This window comes from Burkholderia singularis, from assembly GCF_900176645.1.
GTDB classification, from domain to species: Bacteria; Pseudomonadota; Gammaproteobacteria; order Burkholderiales; family Burkholderiaceae; genus Burkholderia; species Burkholderia singularis.
Map to the genome: position 1 here is coordinate 1 of NZ_FXAN01000061.1, position 15940 is coordinate 15940.

Sequence of the window (15940 nt, forward strand, 5' to 3'; positions counted from 1 at the left end):
TCAGGTGTGGGCGCTGGACACGACCTACATTCCGATGTCTCGCGGCTTCGTGTACCTGACGGCGGTAGTGGACTGGGCGAGCCGCAAAACATACACGCCAAAGTTCTCCTCCCAGACCGCCCGGATGAGGGCCTTCAGTTCAGCGTCGCGACGCGCTCGTGCTGGCCATTGCTCCGGATCGCTGCGCCGCCCAGCGTGCCGGTAATACGTCGACGGCGAGATCGGCAGCAGGTGGCAGATCGGCTCGATACCGTAGACGTCGCGATGCTCATCGATGAACGCGATCATGGCTTCGATCGGCGGTCGAGCTCCGCCTGCGCGAAATATGCGGAGGCCTTCCGCAGGATCTCGTTGGCCGTGCGCAGTTCACGATTCTCGCGCTCCAGTTCCTTCAGACGCGCGAGCTCCGAAGTTGTCGCGCCAGCTCGTTGGCCTCGGTCGCGCTCAGCCTGAATGATCCAGTTGCGAAGCGTCTCGCGTGACATCCCCATCTTCGAGGCGATCGAACGGATCGCCGCCCCCTGCGTTTGATACTCGTGTTGGTGTTCAAGCACCATCCGGATCGCTCGCTCACGGACCTCATCCGAATATCGCGTCCCGGTGGGCTTCCTTGTCTTGCCTTCGCTTTCCATGCTTCAAATCTCCCGTTACAGCCAAGATCCGAAGTCTCCTACATTTCCGGGGCGATTCAGTGGCAATCAGGCTGCTATCGGCCATCAGCGACAGCCAGATAGACCGCCTTGTTCTTGACCGTGCCTTCGGAGCGAATTACTTCGCAAGTCCCAACGCACTCTCCACCACCACCTGCAGCAGCACGTTGGCGCCAGCCTCGGCCCACTCGGGCGTGATTGCCTCGGCTTCGTTATGGCTGACGCCGTCGATGCACGGCACGAAGATCATGCCCGTGGGCGTGATGCGTGCGAGATAACAGGCGTCGTGGCCCGCGCCCGACACGATGTCGGCATACGGCAAATCCAGCGTCACGGCCGCGCGCCGCACGGCGTCGATGCACTCAGGCGCGAACGGCACGGGCGCGTAGTCGAAGATCTGCGTGATCTTGTGGCCAAGCTGCGCGTCCTGGGCCACGCGCGCAAGTTCGGCGCGCAATTGCGCATCGAGTTCGGCCAACGCGGCCGAATCCGGATGGCGAAACTCCACCGTGAAAAAACAGTGCCCCGGCACGGTGTTGCGCGAATTGGGCTTCACCTCGATCATGCCGACCGTGGCGCGCCCGTGCGGCGCGTACCGGCGCCCCAGCGCCTCGACGAACGTGATCATGCGCGCCGCGCCGGCCAGCGCGTCGCGGCGCAGGTCCATCGGCGTGGTGCCCGCGTGCGCGTCCACGCCGACGAATTCGATCTCGTACCAGCGCTGCCCCTGCCCCGCCGTGACTACGCCGATAGTCTTGCCGCTGCGCTCGAGAATCGCGCCCTGCTCGATGTGCAGTTCGTAAGCGGCGTGCACCGGTGTGCCGCCCACCGGCTCATCGCCGGCGTAGCCGATCTGCGCAAGCGCCTGGCCTATCGTCGTGCCCGACGCATCGGTGCGCGAGAGCCCGTATTCGAGCGTGTACACGCCCGCATAAACGCCCGACGCGATCATTGCCGGTGCGAAGCGCGAACCTTCCTCGTTAGTCCAGATCACGGCCTCCACGGGATGCTCGGTCTGCACGCCTGCGTCGTTGAGTGCGCGGATCACTTCGAGCGCGCCCAGCACGCCATAAATGCCGTCGTAGCGGCCGCCGGTAGGCTGGGTGTCGGCGTGCGAGCCCGTCAGCACCGGCGCGGCACCGGGATTGCGCCCCGCGCGGCGCGCGAAGATGTTGCCCATCTTGTCGACGCGAATCGTGCAGCCGGCGTCGCGCGCCCATTGCACGAACAGGTCGCGCCCTTCGCGGTCGAGCTCGGTGAGCGCGAGGCGGCACACGCCGCCCTTCTGCGTCGCGCCGATTCGCGCGATGCGTTCGAGCGAATCCCACAGCCGCGCACCGTTCACGCGCAACGCGCTCGGAGCCCATGCGCGATGTCGCGAGCGCTCAGTCATCGGCGCGCTCCTGCACCGATTCCCCTGCTTCGGCCGGCTTCGCGTCGCGCATGCGGTAACGGAAATCGCAGCGCTTGCCGCCCTGCATGATGGTGCTCGTGCGCGTGAGGGCGATGCGCGGGTCATAGCCCGCAATGAATTCGGCATCGCGTGCGCAGCTCAGCAGATGGCCGATTTCCCCGAGGCCCATGGCGTGATACATCTCGGCATAAGCGCAGCGATGCACGTCGTAATCGTAGGCTTCGTCGTCGATGCGCAGCGTTTGCACGTCGAGCGCGTCGTCCTTTTCCCAGAGCACCTGAAGCGCGGCGAACGACGCGACGCTCGTGCCGTTCGGCTCGCGCGCCGCGAACCGGCGGCCCGCATCGATCGCCGCGCCGCGCACGGCCTCGGCGATCACCGCTTGCGCGCGCTCGATGCCGCAATCGCGCTTGAGGATCTCGTAGATCGGCTTGATGATTTCCGCTTCGATGCGCCGGCGCGCGAGAATGCCGAGCGTCTCGCCGTTCACGCCAATCCCGTCCGCGACGCCTTCGCGCTGTTGCTCTGTCATCTTCGTCTCCTCGTTACGTCGTTGCATCATCGGGTTCAGCGGGCGGCGGTCTTCACAAGGGTCTTCATGGCCACGCCGCCGCCGAGCACGTCCACCACGGCCCATTTGCCGTCCTTCACCTGATAAATCGTATAGGCGGGATCCAGCAGGTTGCCTTGCACATCGAAGCCGATCGCGCCAGTCACGCCGTTGCGGCGAATCGTGCGCAGTGCGGCCACTATCTTTTTCGGCACAACCGAATTGGCCTGCTGGGTCGCGGCGATCAGCGTCGCCGCGGCGTCATAGGCAAACGGTGCGTGCAGCTCGATCGGCGCGTGCCAGCGCGCGCGGTACTGCGCGTCGAACGCCGCGCCGCCCGGCATGCGATCGAGCGGACGGCCCGGTTCCAGCGCCGTCACGCCTTCGCCCGAGGGCCCGGACAGCGTGAGAAAAGTCTGGCTCACGAAGCCGCCCGCGCCAAGCAGCGGCGCCTGAATATGCAATTGACGCATGCGGCGCACGAGCGGCGCGGCCTGGGCATCAAGGCCGCCGAAGAAGATCAAGTCGGCACGCTTCGCCTTGATGGCCGTTAGCACGCCGCTGAAATCGAGTGTCTTGTCGGTTATGTACTGGCGATCGATCACCGTGCCGCCGTTGGCCTGCACGCCCTTGATGAACTGGTTCGCGAGTCCCGCGCCGAACGCGCTCTGATCGTCGATCACGGCAATGCGCTGCGCCTTCAGCGTTTTCACCGCATACGCGCCGGTGTATGCGCCGCCGTCGTCGTCGTGGCCCATGATGCGAAACGCGGTGTCGAAGCCCTGCTGCGTGTATTGATGGCCTGTCGAGGCCGGCGCGATCTGCGCGATGCCGGCGTCGTGATATACGCGCGCGGCCGGCACGCTGCAGCCGGTGTTCCAGTGGCCGATCACGCCAATCACGTGACGATCGACGAGTTGCTGCGCGACCGTCACGGCCGTGCGCGGATCCGATTGATCGTCGGCGCTCACGAGCTTGTAGATCACCGGCTTGCCAGCAATGGTCGGATGCTTCGCGTTGGCGTCGTCGACGGCGAGCCGTGCGCCGTTTTCCAGATCCTTGCCGATGCGCGCGGATGCGCCGGTCAGCGGCGCGGCAAGCCCGATCAGCACCACCTGTTCGTCCTGGGCATGCGCAAGGCCCGTGAAAAGCGACACCGCAAGCGCGGCGACCGGCAACGGCAGAGCTTTCTTTGTCATGTCGACCGATTCCGATGAGCCTCTGTATTGAGGCGCTATTGACACGCATGCAGGCCCGCCCCGAAGGCTGATGGCGCGCAGCGTTGAATAGTGAAAAAGATTAATCTTTTGTGTGCGGCGATTTAAATCACGTTTGGTTCGATCGATATGCCCGAACCTTATCATCATGATTAAGTGGATGTTTTATAAGAAAAATCCAGAAAACATTCGTGCCACGCACCTTTCGATATAATTCGATACATGAATAAATTTCAACTAATCGCCGACGATCCACCCCTGCGCGCGGTGCGCGCGTTCGAGTCGTTCGCGCGTCATGGCTCGGTCGCGGCCGCCGCGCGCGAACTCGAAATCACGGCCTCGGCGGTAAGCCATCAGCTGCAATTGCTCGAATCGTTCGTGCAAACGCCGTTGACGATTCGCCGCGGCCGCGCGCTCGTGCTCACCGACGAAGGCCGTGACTACTATCGCTCGATCAGCGCGGCGTTTTCGGTGTTGCGCAGCGCCACGGGGTTCGTGCGCGAGCGCTCGTCGCGGCGTCAGATCACGATCAGTCTGATTCCGCTCTTTGGCATGGGCTGGTTCATTCCCCGGCTGCACGACTTTCTCGCGGCCAATGAAGACGTGGACGTGACGGTGCTTTACGCGAACCACCGCAATTACCGCAGCGATGCCGCCGATTTGTCGATCCGCTTCGGCACCGGCGACTGGATCGGCTACACGAGCACGCCGCTTATGTCGGGCGCGGTTGTGCCAGTGTGCACGCCGCGCTTTTTGCAGCGCCACGGACCGCTGGGCAAACCAGCGGATCTCGCGGGTGTGCCGCTCGTTCACGACGAGGACCGCAGCACGTGGGCAAACTGGCTGCAAAGCGCCGGCGTGCGCCACGTGGCGCGCATCGAGGGGCCGCTCTTCGAAGACGGCCAGCTCACGCTGAGCGCCACGCTCGCCGATCTGGGCGCGTCACTCATGCGCGCGCCGCTGATTTCGCGCGAGCTCGCGTCGGGCGCGTTGCGCAAGCTCTTCGATCACGAACTGAACGACGGGCGGCATTACTACCTTTGCTGGCGCGCCGATGCCGAAATGCCGGACGGCGCGCAGCGGCTCGCGCAATGGTTGCTGGCGTCGGTGAAAACGCGTTGAAGATGCGTTGAGCATCACCGAAACGGCACAGGGTGTGTTGCGCTTGCCGGCAGGCAATACGTTTTGCGAAATGGCAGTGAACTCGGGGTGAAAAGCAACACTACCGAGACCGACATCAAGCGCATACCGGCGAAACCCGGCTTCAACGGAAGACACGGTCTCGTAAGGTGGGGCTCGACGAAGCCTGATCTGGCTGTCGGTGCGAATCACGCACACGATGCGCAGTGGTCGCGGCTTGCCCAAAAGCTCCAGCGCTCCAGCCAATCTGTTCGAGCATGCCGGTCAGACGGCCGGCCTGCAATCCGCTGCTAAATGGTGTGTAAGGTATGATGAAAAAATGATTTTCAAGTCGACCTCGTTCGGCAAAGAAATACAGGAATGCTTATGACAAGCTTGGGTTCTTTATCGAGTCGACGTCAATTCTTGTTCTATTCCGGCGCCACCTTGCTGCTCCCGGCTTTATCCGCATGCGGAGGCGATGGCCAAACGATCGCGCAGCCCGGCGCGACGCCCAAGCGGGAATTTCGCGCCTTCTGGATCGCCTCGGTAAAGAACATCGACTGGCCTTCCCGACCAGGGCTCTCGGTCGCCGAACAGCAAACCGAACTGCGCGAGTGGTTCGACGAGGCGGTTCGGCTGAATTACAACGCGGTGATCCTGCAAGTGCGGCCGGTATCAGATTCGTTCTGGCCATCGCCTTTCACGCCGTGGTCCGAATTCCTCACCGGCGCACAAGGCGCCGATCCCGGCTACGATCCCCTCGCATTTGCGCTCGCCGAGGCACATCGGCGCAATCTCGAATTTCATGCGTGGTTCAACCCATACCGTGCGACGAGAACCACCGATCTCGATGCGCTCGCACCGACGCATCCCGCGCGCCTGCATCCCGACTGGCTCGTGCGTTACGGCAATCAGTTTTATTTCAATCCCGGCATACCCGCCGCTTACGAGCACATCATCGACGCGATCATGGACGCGGTCGGCCGTTATGACATCGACGGCGTCCATCTCGACGACTACTTCTATCCGTATCCGATCGCGGACCAAACGTTCGACGACGCGGCGGCCTACATGCGATACGGTGCGGGTTTCGCGACGCTCGCCGACTGGCGCCGTCATAACGTGGACGTGTTCCTCGAAACGCTCGCACAACGCATCAAGGCGGCAAAACCTTGGGTCAAGTTCGGTATTTCGCCGTTTGCCGTGTGGCGCAACGCCAGCACCGACCCACAGGGCTCGCAAACCTCGGCCGGCGCGCAAACGTATGACGATCTGTATGCCGACACGCGCCGCTGGCTGCGCGAAAACTGGCTCGACTACATCGTTCCGCAGGTCTACTGGGCGCAGGGCTTTCCACCCGCGGACTATGACAAGGTCGTGCCGTGGTGGGCGGAACAGGTTCGAAGGTCGCGCGCGCACCTTTATATCGGCCAGGCGGCTTACAAGGTCGGGGCATCGACTCAATCTGCTGGATGGGCGGACCCTGCCGAACTCGACAATCACCTTGCGTTCAATTTCAGGTTTCCAGAAATAAAAGGCAACGTCTATTTCTCCGCGAAGAGCGTTCGTGCGGACCCGCTCGGGGCGATGTCGAGGCTTGGCCGTGCCTGGTATTCGCGCCCCGCGCTCGTGCCGACCATGCCATGGATCAAAGCGGCGCCGCCGCTCGCAGTGGCGCATCTGCATGCGAAGCGGACCTCCGATGGCATCGCGTTGAAATGGCAAGCAGGCTCGGCCGACACGGTGTCATACGCGATTTATCGCCACGATGCAACGCACGATACGCGCCGCGACCTCGATGCGCGTCATTTGATCTCGACCGTCAGGAAGACCGATTATCTCGATGTCGAAGCGCGTCCGGGTTCTGAATATGTGTACTCGGTCACGGCGCTAGACCGCCTCTGGAATGAGAGCCCGCCCATTGCGGCGACACCGGCAAGCCGCTGAGGGCACATTCGAGCATCGCGCTCGAGCCGGCGCGCCATCCGGGCGGCCTCAATCTCGTCAAGCTGTGCTGCGTCGGCATGCAACCGCCGTGCCCGCCCCGCCCGCGCGGCACGCCGCTTGCGCGACGCCCCGCAGGGCCACGTGCCGCCGAGCGGCGTCGCGCGGCTCATCGGCTTCGGCCCATCGCGAATCAAGGAGGAACGGCATGGCGACAGTGGCGGATTTCATCGTCGAGCGGCTGTACGACTGGGGCGTGCGCCGCGTGTACGGCTACCCGGGCGACGGCATCAACGGCTTTTTCGGCGCGCTCGACCGGGCCGGCGGCAAGATCGAATTCATCCAGGCACGCCATGAGGAAATGGCGGCCTTCATGGCATCCGCGCATGCAAAATTTACAGGCGAGCTTGGCGTGTGTGTCGCGACTTCGGGCCCCGGTGCCGCGCATCTCGTGACCGGCCTGTACGACGCGCGACTCGACCATATGCCGGTGCTCGCGATCGTCGGCCAGCAGGCTCGCGCGGCGCTTGGCGGGCACTACCAGCAGGAAGTTGATCTGCCGGCGCTTTACAAGGACGTGGCGGGCGCATTCGTCCAGCTTGCCACGGTGCCCGGCCAAGTGCGCCATCTGGTCGACCGAGCGGTGCGCACTGCGCTCGGCGCGCGCACGGTCACCGCGCTGGTGCTGCCGAACGACCTGCAAAGGCTCGACTATGCGCCGCCGAAACGCGCACACGGCACCGTGCATTCCGGGCTCGGCTACACGCCGCCGAAGGTCGTGCCCTACGCGGATGATCTGCAGCGCGCGGCCGACGTGCTCAACGCAGGCGCGAAGGTCGCGATGCTGGTGGGCGCGGGCGCGCTGCACGCGTGCGACGAGGTGATCGCGGTGGCTGACCGGCTCGGCGCGGGCGCCGCGAAAGCGCTGCTCGGCAAGGCCGCGCTGCCCGACGATCTGCCGTGGGTGACCGGCGCGATCGGGCTGCTCGGCACCCGTCCCAGCTACGAGCTGATGACCGAATGCGACACGCTGCTGGTGGTCGGCTCCAGCTTCCCGTATTCGGAATTCCTGCCGAAGGAAGGCCAGGCGCGCGGCGTGCAGATCGACCTGAAAGCCGACATGCTGAGCCTGCGCTATCCAATGGAGGTCAATCTCGTCGGCGACAGCGCCGAGACGCTGCGCGCGCTGCTGCCGCTGCTGAAGGCGCGCAGCGACACGGGATGGCGCGAGCGGATCGCGAAATGGAACGCGCATTGGCGCGACACGCTCGCCGCGCGCGCGGCGGCCAAGGCCAGCCCCGGCCGTGGCGTGAATCCGCAGCGCGCGTTCACCGAACTGTCGCCGCGCCTGCCTGACGGCGTCATCCTGACGAGCGATTCGGGTTCCTGCGCAAACTGGTATGCGCGCGATCTGATGATGCGGCGCGGGATGATGGCGTCGCTGTCGGGCGGCCTCGCATCGATGGGCGCGGCGGTGCCGTATGCGATCGCCGCGAAATTCGCGCATCCGGCGCGCCCGGTGATCGCGATAGCCGGCGACGGCGCGATGCAGATGAACAACTTGGCCGAGCTGATCACCGTCTCGAAGTACTGGCGCAAATGGTCCGATCCGCGCTGGATCTGCATGGTGCTGAACAACGAGGATCTGAACCAGGTCACGTGGGAGCAGCGTGTGATGGAAGGCGATCCGAAGTTCGACGCGTCGCAGCAGATTCCGGACGTGCCGTACTCGCGCTTCGCGTCGCTGCTCGGGCTGAAAGGCATCTACGTCGACGATCCGGAGCAGCTCGGCGCTGCGTGGGACGAGGCGCTCGCGTCGGACCGCCCGGTGGTGCTCGAAGTGAAGACCGACCCCGAGGTGCCGCCGCTGCCGCCGCACGTGACGCTTCAGCAGGCGAGGCATTTCGCCGAAACGCTGCTCAAGGGCGACGCGCGCGGAGCGAACGTGATCGTCGAAACCGCGCGGCAGGTGCTGTCGGGCGTGCTGCCGGGCAACGGCGAACACGGCGCGGGCGCACGCAAGGACGGGGAAACGAGTCGTCGGGAATGATCGGTGGGACGGCGCGGCGCACGTGTCGCGTCGCGTCGAACCGTACCGGGCGTGGGCCTGTGCCGGCGGCCTGCCGCCCGTCGCCAGCCAATGCGAGTGCCGGTGTCGCGCCGATGAGCCCGTGCAGCGCGCGCGATTCGCAGGTAAGCCGCGCGATACCGGCATCGCGCCGCGCGCACGCATGAACGCTCGCGCGGCGGGGGCCGGTTCGCATCCGCATTCGCGACGGTCCCCACATTCGGTACTTCCCACTTTCACCAATGAGCGGTGGCATGCTGCCCCGCAGGCGCCTCCATGCCGGATGTCGCCATGTATCGCCTCATATTGCGGCGTATCATCGCGCGCCGCGCTGACGGGCTGACGGACGGACACCCAGTCGACGCCGCGGTGCGCCCCTCACCGCCCACAGCACCGCCCTGGCTCTCGCCGATATGCGCGAGCGGCCCCGCCCGGTATGGGCGCGCCGGCTTGCGGCCACGACATGCGCCGCCCCGCGCTTGCCGTGCCGCCGGAAGATGGCGCCGGGCCGCCCGCGCGCCGATAATGTATCGAAGGATAGGTTCACGGACGGTTCGCCCGACCCTCGTCGGGCCAGGAGATTCCCATGCGCATTGAAACGTCGTTTCTGTTCGATCTCGACGGCACGCTCGTCGACAGCGTCTATCAGCACGTGCTCGCGTGGAAGGAAGCGCTCGATGCCGAAGGCATCGAGCTGTCGGTGTGGCGCATTCACCGCAAGATCGGGATGAGCGGCGGCCTGTTCCTGAACCAGTTGCTGCGCGAGACGGCCGGCGACATCGACGCCGAACGCGTCGAGCGGCTGGCGCGGCTGCACGCGGCCGCGTACCAGCGGCTGCGCGAACAGGTTCGTCCGCTGCCGGGCGCGCGCGATCTGCTCGCCGCGCTGTCGGGCGCGGGGATACGCTGGGCGATCGCGACCAGCGGGCGGATGGAGACGGCGGCGGTCAATCTCGACGCGCTCGGCGTCGATCCGGCGAAGAACGTGGTCATCACACGCGATCAGGTCAAGTACGCGAAGCCGGACCCGGACCTGTTCCTGAGCGCCGCCGCGAAACTCAACGTGCCGATCGAGCATACGGTGGTGGTCGGCGACAGCATCTGGGACATGCTTGCCGCAAGCCGCTGCCGTGCGCTCGGCGTCGGGCTGCTGTCGGGCGGATACGGCCGCGACGAACTGGAACGCGCGGGGGCGCTGCGCGTGTATGACGATCCGGCCGACCTGCTGTGGCATCTCGACGAGGTTGCCGCGCGGCCGTAGCGCCTAAACGGTTCGCCTGACCAGCATCGCGCGTATCTGCGCGATCGCCTTGGTCGGATTCAGCCCCTTCGGGCATACGTGCGTGCAGTTCATGATCGTCCGGCAGCGAAACAGCCGATACGGGTCCTCGAGATTGTCGAGCCGCTCGGCCGTCGCCTGATCGCGCGAATCCACGATGAACCGGTAAGCTTGCAGCAACCCGGCCGGCCCGACGAACTTGTCCGGGTTCCACCAGTAGCTCGGGCACGCTGCCGAGCAGCACGCGCACAGGATGCATTCGTACAGCCCGTCGAGCTGGTCGCGCTGCTGCGGCGATTGCCGCCGCTCGCGCTCGGGCGGCGGCGTATCGTTGATCAAATATGGTCGGATCGAATGATACTGATTGAAAAAATCGGTCATGTCGACGATCAGATCGCGCACCACCGGCAGCCCCGGCAACGGCCGCAGCATGATCTCGCGCGGCAGCGCCGTCATGTTCGTCAGGCACGCGAGCCCGTTTTGGCCGTTGATGTTCATCGCGTCCGAGCCGCAGATCCCCTCGCGGCACGAACGCCGATACGACAGCGTCTCGTCGTCGCGCTTCAGACGCCCGAGCACGTCGAGCAGCATCCGGTCGTCGGGGTTCACGCTGATCTCGTAGCGCTGCATGTACGGCGCCGCATCGCGATCGGGGTCGTAGCGGTAGATATGAAGCGTGCGCGGATCGTTCATCTGTCCTCCCCGGCGCGGCGCCGGCATGCGGTTCTCACGACATGCGGCGCGCAAGCGCCGTGCCGGCCGGCTCAGTCGTCGTCGAGACGCTTGTCGACCAGATAGCGCCCGCGCTCGACGCCCGCGCGCAGCGCCTCTTCCTCGGTCAGCCATTCGGGATTGGCCGATTCCGGCACCACGAGTTCGATGCGCGCGCCGCCGACATACACCTGCACCTCGTCGGCCCACGCGCCGCGCCCGTTGGGCTGCGCCCATACGCGAATCTCGTGGCCGCGATACGAATCGCGGGCCGGTGCGTCCGGTTGATGCTGCATATTGGCCTCCTGTGCTTATCTGCGATGACATGAAAAAAATGCGCGCCGCATGATCGCCGCGCACGCCGCCGGGCCTGCGCGCACGCGCCGTGCCCGCCCTTCGCCGTCCGGCACGCGCCTTGCATTCCTTTGGTGCATCGAACCGCTCAGGTACGCCACTCAGATACGCCATCCATCCAAAGGGAGGCCACGATGATCGGCCACGCCGAACTCCTCGGACGTCTGCTGCTCGCCGCGCTGCTTGGCAGCGTGATCGGGCTCGAACGCGAGCGGCTCAACTGGGCCGCCGGATTGCGAACGCACATGCTCGTCTGCGTGGGCTCGGCACTCGTGATGCTCGTGTCGATTTTCGGCTTCGAGGACGTGCACGGGCAAAGCGGCGTCGTGCTCGACCCGTCGCGGGTCGCGGCACAGGTCGTGTCGGGCATCGGCTTTCTCGGCGCCGGCTCGATCCTGCTGCGCGGCGAAGTCGTGCGCGGGCTGACGACGGCCGCGAGCCTCTGGACGGTGGCCGGTTCGGCCTCGCGGCGGGCGGCGGCATGTATGTCGCGTCGATCGGCGCGACGGCGATCGTGCTGACGATCCTCGCAGGCGTGAAGCCGCTCGAGCGCCGCTTCATCGCCCGGCGGCAGCAGCGCACGCTGCGGCTTGTCGTGGAGCGCGGCGGCTTGACGCTCGGCACGCTGCATGACGCGCTCGGCACCGGCCGCGTGCGCGTGAAGCGGTTCATCGTCCAGCAGTCGGACGACGACCCGGACACCGACGATATCTCGGTTTCGTTCTCGCGCACGAGCGGAGCGGAATTTGCGGCGATCTGCCGGACGCTGTAGCGCATCGCCTGCGTGCGCGCCTGCTGCCCCGACACCTCGTCGCGGCATTTCGCGTGAGCCAGACGGCGCTGGCTGCCGGCTCGCCGCGCGCAGGCGTGGCCTGCCGCCGGCAGACAAGCGTGTTGCCGCGGCGGCCCGTATGACAAAGACAACCCCTTTTGCACCCCCCGCTGGAGGAATCATGTCGACAGACCGCAGCACGCCGCCCGCCACACGCCGTCGCCTTGGCGGATGGATGGCCAGCGAGGAATCGCACATGGCTGCGTACCGTGAAAAAATCGCGGGCGAGGCACGCGCGCATGCCGGCCAACGGCTGCGCACGCCTGCGGTACAGAAACTCGCCCGCCTGTTCGACGACAACGCATTGCTGCGCATGGGCCTCACGCGCGCGATCGACGAGGCGCTCGAATCTGGCCATCGGCTCGGCTATACGTCGATCGGCGAACTGATGACGGTGATCGATTACCTGATGACGTACACGCCGCCGTTCAGCGAATCGAGCCTGATCGTATGCCCGCTGAACGCGTTCCTCGACTGGCCGATGTGCATGCCGTCGGGCCATGCGGTGTTTCGCGATGCGGCGCTCAACGCGCATCTCAAGCGCGTGCTGAACGTATGGTGCGATTTCCTCGGCGGCCCGCATTCGCGTGCGCATCTCGATACGTCGGCGCCCGACGGCTGGTTCTGCGACGCAGCGCGCCAGCGCCTGGGCCTGTCGCAATTCGAGTATCGACAGGACAAACCGCACTGGGGCTTCGATTCGTGGAACGACTTCTTCACGCGGCGCTTTCGCGCGGGCGCGCGCCCGGTCGCGGCGCCGGACGATGCGCATGTGATCGTCAGCGCGTGCGAAGCGTCGCCGTATCACTGCGCGAACCATGTGCAATTGAGCGATTCGTTCTGGATCAAGGGCCAGCCGTACTCGCTGCGCGACATTTTCACGCCGAGGCGGCTGCCGCTGGCCAAACGCTTCGTCGGCGGCGACCTGTACCAGGCGTATCTCAGCGCATACAACTACCACCGCTGGCATGCGCCGGTGCGCGGCACGCTCACGCATGCGTATCGCGTCGACGGCACGTATTACTCGATTGCCGAGGCCGAAGGCCCCGACCCGGCCGGGCTCAACGACTCGCAAGGGTATACGACGGCGGTGGCCACGCGCGCGATCGTCGCGATCGCGGCCGACGATCCGGGAATCGGCACGGTAGCGGCCGTATTCGTCGGCATGGGTGACGTGTCGTCGTGCGTGATCGAAGTCATGCCGGGCCAGCGTGTCGACAAGGGCGACGAGATCGGCTATTTCCAGTACGGCGGCTCGACGTACTGCCTGCTGTTCGAGCCCGGCGCCATCGATCGCTTCCTGTATGCACCGCCGTTCGACGGCGAACCGCCGCTCGTGCAGGTCAACGCGCCAGTGGCGATCGCGCGCGGCGCGGCGCGCGATCGCACCGCCTGACGCGTGCGGCGGCCGTTCGGACGCGCCATGCCCGGCCCGGCCGCCACCCCTTGTCACGCGGCATCGCGCCGCCGCAGTTCGGCCGGCGGAATCTTCATCGCCTGCCGGTATTTCGTGACGGTGCGGCGCGCGAGCAGAATGCCGCGCCCGGCGAGGTTTTGCGCGAGCGCGACGTCGGACAGCGGCTGCGTGCAGCGCTCGGCGGCGATCATGTCGCGGATCAGCGCTTTCGCGGCCGATGCCGAGCACACGCCGCGGCCGGCCGCCTCCAGCTTGCGCGGGAAGAAATGCTTGAATTCGAACGTGCCGTGCGGCGTGGCCATGTACTTGTTGCCTGTGGCTCGCGATATGGTCGATTCGTGCAGGCCGAGTTCTTCCGCGATGTCGCGCAGCACGAGCGGCTTCATCGCGATCTCGCCGTAACGGAAAAAATCGCGCTGCCGCGCTACGATGCATTCGCCCACACGCTGGATCGTGTCGAACCGCTTTTGCACGTTACGGATCAGCCAGCGCGCTTCCTGCAGTTGCTGACCAAGCGGCGAATCGCGCTCGCCGCTCGACTGCGCGAACAGTGTCGCATACCGTTCGTGCAACCGCGCGCGCGGCAGCACCGCCGGGTTGATCGTCACGATCCATTCGTCGCGCACCTGGCGCACGATCACGTCGGGCACCACGTAGTCGCCGCGTGTGCTGCCGTAATGATTGCCGGGCCGCGGGTCGAGCCCGCGCACCAGCGCGCAAGCGGCCTGCATCGTTTGCTGGCTGCAGCCGAGGCGCCGCTGGATTTCGGCCGTCTCGCGGCGCGCGAGGCGTTGGAGGTGCTCACGCGCGATCGCCTTCGCCTCGGCAAGCGCAGGCGTGCCGGCAGTCATGGCGTCGAGTTGCAACAGCAGGCATTCGGACAGCGAACGCGCCGCGATTCCCGGCCGCTCGAGCATCTGCACGAGCCGCAGCGCGACCGCGAGATCCTGCTCGGTGAGCAGCAGCGCCGGATCGGCCGCCACGAGCAACTCCGGCAGTTCCTGACGCAGATAGCCGTCGTCGTCGAGCGCGTCGATCACGAGGCGCGCGGCCTCACGGTCGCGCCGGTTCAGCGGATAGAGGCGCAGCGCGTCATGCAGGTGCTGATGCAGCGACGGCTCGGCCGCCATCCACTCGCCGGGCGACAGCTCGCCGGCGTCGTCGCCCAGGCGGCTCGGGCCGCGCGGCGCGGGTGCGGCCGTATACGGCACCTCGCGCATCATCTCGCCGGATACGTTCCCGTCCGGCGCGCGCGCGTCGTCGTGCTCGGGCGGCGGTTCGGCCGAAGCCGTTTCGGCCGCGCCGTCCGGTGCGTGCGCGACGATCTCGTCGTCGCCCTGACCGTCTTCGAGAAACGGATTGGAGTCGAGCGCGTGACGCAATTCCTGCTGGAATTCGAGCGAAGACAACTGCAGCAGACGCAGCGACTGCTGAAGCCTCGGCGTGAGTGCCAGATGCTGCCGCATCTGGAGCGCAAGCGTGACGGACATCAATGCCCTCCTGACCATGTACGCAGTTGGTATGCATGAATCTACGCAGCATTCATGCCAGGACAGCAAAGCCCCGCCGGGCGCGGCTCCGGAGAGTTCGTGCGCCGTCGTCGCGGGTCTCGGCAGGTGCTTTTTTACAAGCGCTGGCAACACTAAGCACCGCACCGCGCCGCCCGCGCCGTTTTACAAGCGTCATGTAACGCGCCCGCGCGGGCGCGCATCATCGCGAGCCGCCGCTCGCCAATTCCAGATAGCGCAACAACCGGTGCGGCGTCAGCGGCTTCGCGCAATGCGCATCGAAACCGGCTTGCCGCGCGCGCTCGCGATCGCGCTGCGACGCGAGCGCGCTGCATGCGATAAGCAGCATGTCGGCGGTGAGCGGATCACTGCGCAGGCGCGCCGCGAGTTGCAGACCGTCGAGGACCGGCATCGCGATGTCGAGCACGACCGCGAACGGCTGCCAGTCGCGCGCGAGGTCGCACACGGCACGCGGATCGTCGGCGACGCGGCATTCGAAGCCGCGTGCGTCGAGCAGCAATTGCAGCGCGTGTGCCGCGTCGCGATAGTCGTCGACAACCAGCACGCGGCGTGGGCGCGGCGGCACGCTGGCGGGTGCGCGCCACAACAGCACGTCGCCGTCGGACGGATCGTCGGTGGGGGTGGCAGGCATCGGCATTCTCCCGGTAAGCGGATGCGGCACCGGCGCAAACCGCACACCCATATCGACTCTCGGCTGCTCCGCTCGGCTGCCGCCGGCTGGCATGCCGGTTGCTGCGTGTCCGGCATCGTCGATATGGGAGCCGCCGATGCACGCGATGCAGTCCTTGCAAGCCCGTCACGCAACCGGTTCGCCGGTGCGCGGCCGAGCGGCACACAGGCGCGCGGCAGCGAG

At 66.2% G+C, this 15940-nt stretch carries 12 protein-coding genes, 2 pseudogenes and 1 other annotated feature; of the genes and pseudogenes, 6 read left to right on the top strand and 8 right to left on the bottom strand.

Going from position 1 to position 15940, the window contains the following annotated elements:
* Positions 1-81: 81 nt before the first annotated feature.
* The 4 genes and pseudogenes from BSIN_RS26495 to BSIN_RS13005 all read right to left on the bottom strand — a co-directional run.
* Positions 82-632 (bottom strand): annotated as a pseudogene (locus BSIN_RS26495) (transposase); the annotation flags it as partial.
* Positions 214-330 (bottom strand) — a sequence feature (AL1L pseudoknot). (Overlaps the previous pseudogene by 117 nt.)
* Positions 633-768: 136 nt before the next feature.
* On the bottom strand, positions 769-2043 hold the full coding sequence (locus tag BSIN_RS12995; protein ID WP_089340818.1) for a M20 family metallo-hydrolase: 1275 nt from the start codon (positions 2041-2043) through the stop codon (positions 769-771).
* Positions 2036-2596 carry an L-2-amino-thiazoline-4-carboxylic acid hydrolase gene (locus tag BSIN_RS13000; protein WP_089340907.1) on the bottom strand — a complete coding sequence of 187 codons (561 nt, stop codon included), beginning with the start codon at positions 2594-2596 and terminating at the stop codon, positions 2036-2038. The genes BSIN_RS12995 and BSIN_RS13000 overlap by 8 nt, the downstream gene beginning before the upstream one ends.
* 35 nt (positions 2597-2631) lie before the next feature.
* Positions 2632-3813, bottom strand: coding sequence for a branched-chain amino acid ABC transporter substrate-binding protein (locus BSIN_RS13005; protein WP_089340819.1), 1182 nt, complete (start codon positions 3811-3813; stop codon positions 2632-2634).
* Between the two features lie 240 nt (positions 3814-4053).
* Between BSIN_RS13005 and BSIN_RS13010 the strand changes: the two genes are divergently transcribed.
* The 4 genes from BSIN_RS13010 to BSIN_RS13030 all read left to right on the top strand — a co-directional run bounded on the left by BSIN_RS13010 (position 4054) and on the right by BSIN_RS13030 (position 10226).
* On the top strand, positions 4054-4953 hold the full coding sequence (locus BSIN_RS13010; protein ID WP_089340820.1) for a LysR substrate-binding domain-containing protein: 900 nt from the start codon (positions 4054-4056) through the stop codon (positions 4951-4953).
* A gap of 384 nt (positions 4954-5337) precedes the next feature.
* A complete protein-coding gene (locus BSIN_RS13020; RefSeq protein WP_089340908.1) occupies positions 5338-6900 on the top strand; it encodes a glycoside hydrolase family 10-like protein in 1563 nt (520 codons plus the stop codon).
* A 205-nt stretch (positions 6901-7105) separates the two neighbouring features.
* Entirely contained in the window at positions 7106-8947 is a 1842-nt protein-coding gene (locus BSIN_RS13025) for a thiamine pyrophosphate-requiring protein (protein WP_089340821.1), read from the top strand.
* 604 nt (positions 8948-9551) lie between these two features.
* A complete protein-coding gene (locus BSIN_RS13030) occupies positions 9552-10226 on the top strand; it encodes an HAD family hydrolase (protein WP_089340822.1) in 675 nt (224 codons plus the stop codon).
* Between the two features lie 3 nt (positions 10227-10229).
* On the opposite strand, the gene BSIN_RS13035 is transcribed toward BSIN_RS13030, so the two are convergent.
* Positions 10230-10937, bottom strand: a complete 708-nt coding sequence (locus BSIN_RS13035) for a succinate dehydrogenase/fumarate reductase iron-sulfur subunit (RefSeq protein ID WP_089340823.1) — start codon at positions 10935-10937, stop codon at positions 10230-10232.
* 71 nt (positions 10938-11008) lie between these two features.
* Positions 11009-11251 carry a DUF6566 family protein gene (locus BSIN_RS13040; protein ID WP_089340824.1) on the bottom strand — a complete coding sequence of 81 codons (243 nt, stop codon included), beginning with the start codon at positions 11249-11251 and terminating at the stop codon, positions 11009-11011.
* 192 nt (positions 11252-11443) lie between these two features.
* Here BSIN_RS13040 and BSIN_RS13045 point away from each other — a divergent pair.
* Both BSIN_RS13045 and BSIN_RS13050 read left to right on the top strand, forming a co-directional pair.
* A pseudogene (locus BSIN_RS13045) lies at positions 11444-12081 on the top strand (MgtC/SapB family protein).
* A 181-nt stretch (positions 12082-12262) separates the two neighbouring features.
* Positions 12263-13537 (top strand): phosphatidylserine decarboxylase family protein, encoded by a 1275-nt coding sequence (locus BSIN_RS13050; protein ID WP_089340825.1) that lies wholly within the window; start codon positions 12263-12265, stop codon positions 13535-13537.
* A 53-nt stretch (positions 13538-13590) separates the two neighbouring features.
* On the opposite strand, the gene BSIN_RS13055 is transcribed toward BSIN_RS13050, so the two are convergent.
* Both BSIN_RS13055 and BSIN_RS13060 read right to left on the bottom strand, forming a co-directional pair.
* Positions 13591-15048: an RNA polymerase factor sigma-54 gene (locus BSIN_RS13055; RefSeq protein WP_089340826.1), complete on the bottom strand. Its 1458-nt coding sequence runs from the start codon at positions 15046-15048 to the stop codon at positions 13591-13593.
* A gap of 220 nt (positions 15049-15268) precedes the next feature.
* Complete coding sequence (locus BSIN_RS13060; protein ID WP_069235832.1) at positions 15269-15718, bottom strand: response regulator; 450 nt, start codon at positions 15716-15718, stop codon at positions 15269-15271.
* Positions 15719-15940: the final 222 nt, after the last annotated feature.

Coding starts and splice junctions, on each gene's coding strand:
- BSIN_RS12995 (WP_089340818.1), bottom strand. CDS start 2,043: ATGACTGAGCGCTCGCGACATCGCGCATGGGCTCCGAGCGCGTTGCGC.
- BSIN_RS13000 (WP_089340907.1), bottom strand. CDS start 2,596: ATGACAGAGCAACAGCGCGAAGGCGTCGCGGACGGGATTGGCGTGAAC.
- BSIN_RS13005 (WP_089340819.1), bottom strand. CDS start 3,813: ATGACAAAGAAAGCTCTGCCGTTGCCGGTCGCCGCGCTTGCGGTGTCG.
- BSIN_RS13010 (WP_089340820.1), top strand. CDS start 4,054: ATGAATAAATTTCAACTAATCGCCGACGATCCACCCCTGCGCGCGGTG.
- BSIN_RS13020 (WP_089340908.1), top strand. CDS start 5,338: ATGACAAGCTTGGGTTCTTTATCGAGTCGACGTCAATTCTTGTTCTAT.
- BSIN_RS13025 (WP_089340821.1), top strand. CDS start 7,106: ATGGCGACAGTGGCGGATTTCATCGTCGAGCGGCTGTACGACTGGGGC.
- BSIN_RS13030 (WP_089340822.1), top strand. CDS start 9,552: ATGCGCATTGAAACGTCGTTTCTGTTCGATCTCGACGGCACGCTCGTC.
- BSIN_RS13035 (WP_089340823.1), bottom strand. CDS start 10,937: ATGAACGATCCGCGCACGCTTCATATCTACCGCTACGACCCCGATCGC.
- BSIN_RS13040 (WP_089340824.1), bottom strand. CDS start 11,251: ATGCAGCATCAACCGGACGCACCGGCCCGCGATTCGTATCGCGGCCAC.
- BSIN_RS13050 (WP_089340825.1), top strand. CDS start 12,263: ATGTCGACAGACCGCAGCACGCCGCCCGCCACACGCCGTCGCCTTGGC.
- BSIN_RS13055 (WP_089340826.1), bottom strand. CDS start 15,048: ATGTCCGTCACGCTTGCGCTCCAGATGCGGCAGCATCTGGCACTCACG.
- BSIN_RS13060 (WP_069235832.1), bottom strand. CDS start 15,718: ATGCCTGCCACCCCCACCGACGATCCGTCCGACGGCGACGTGCTGTTG.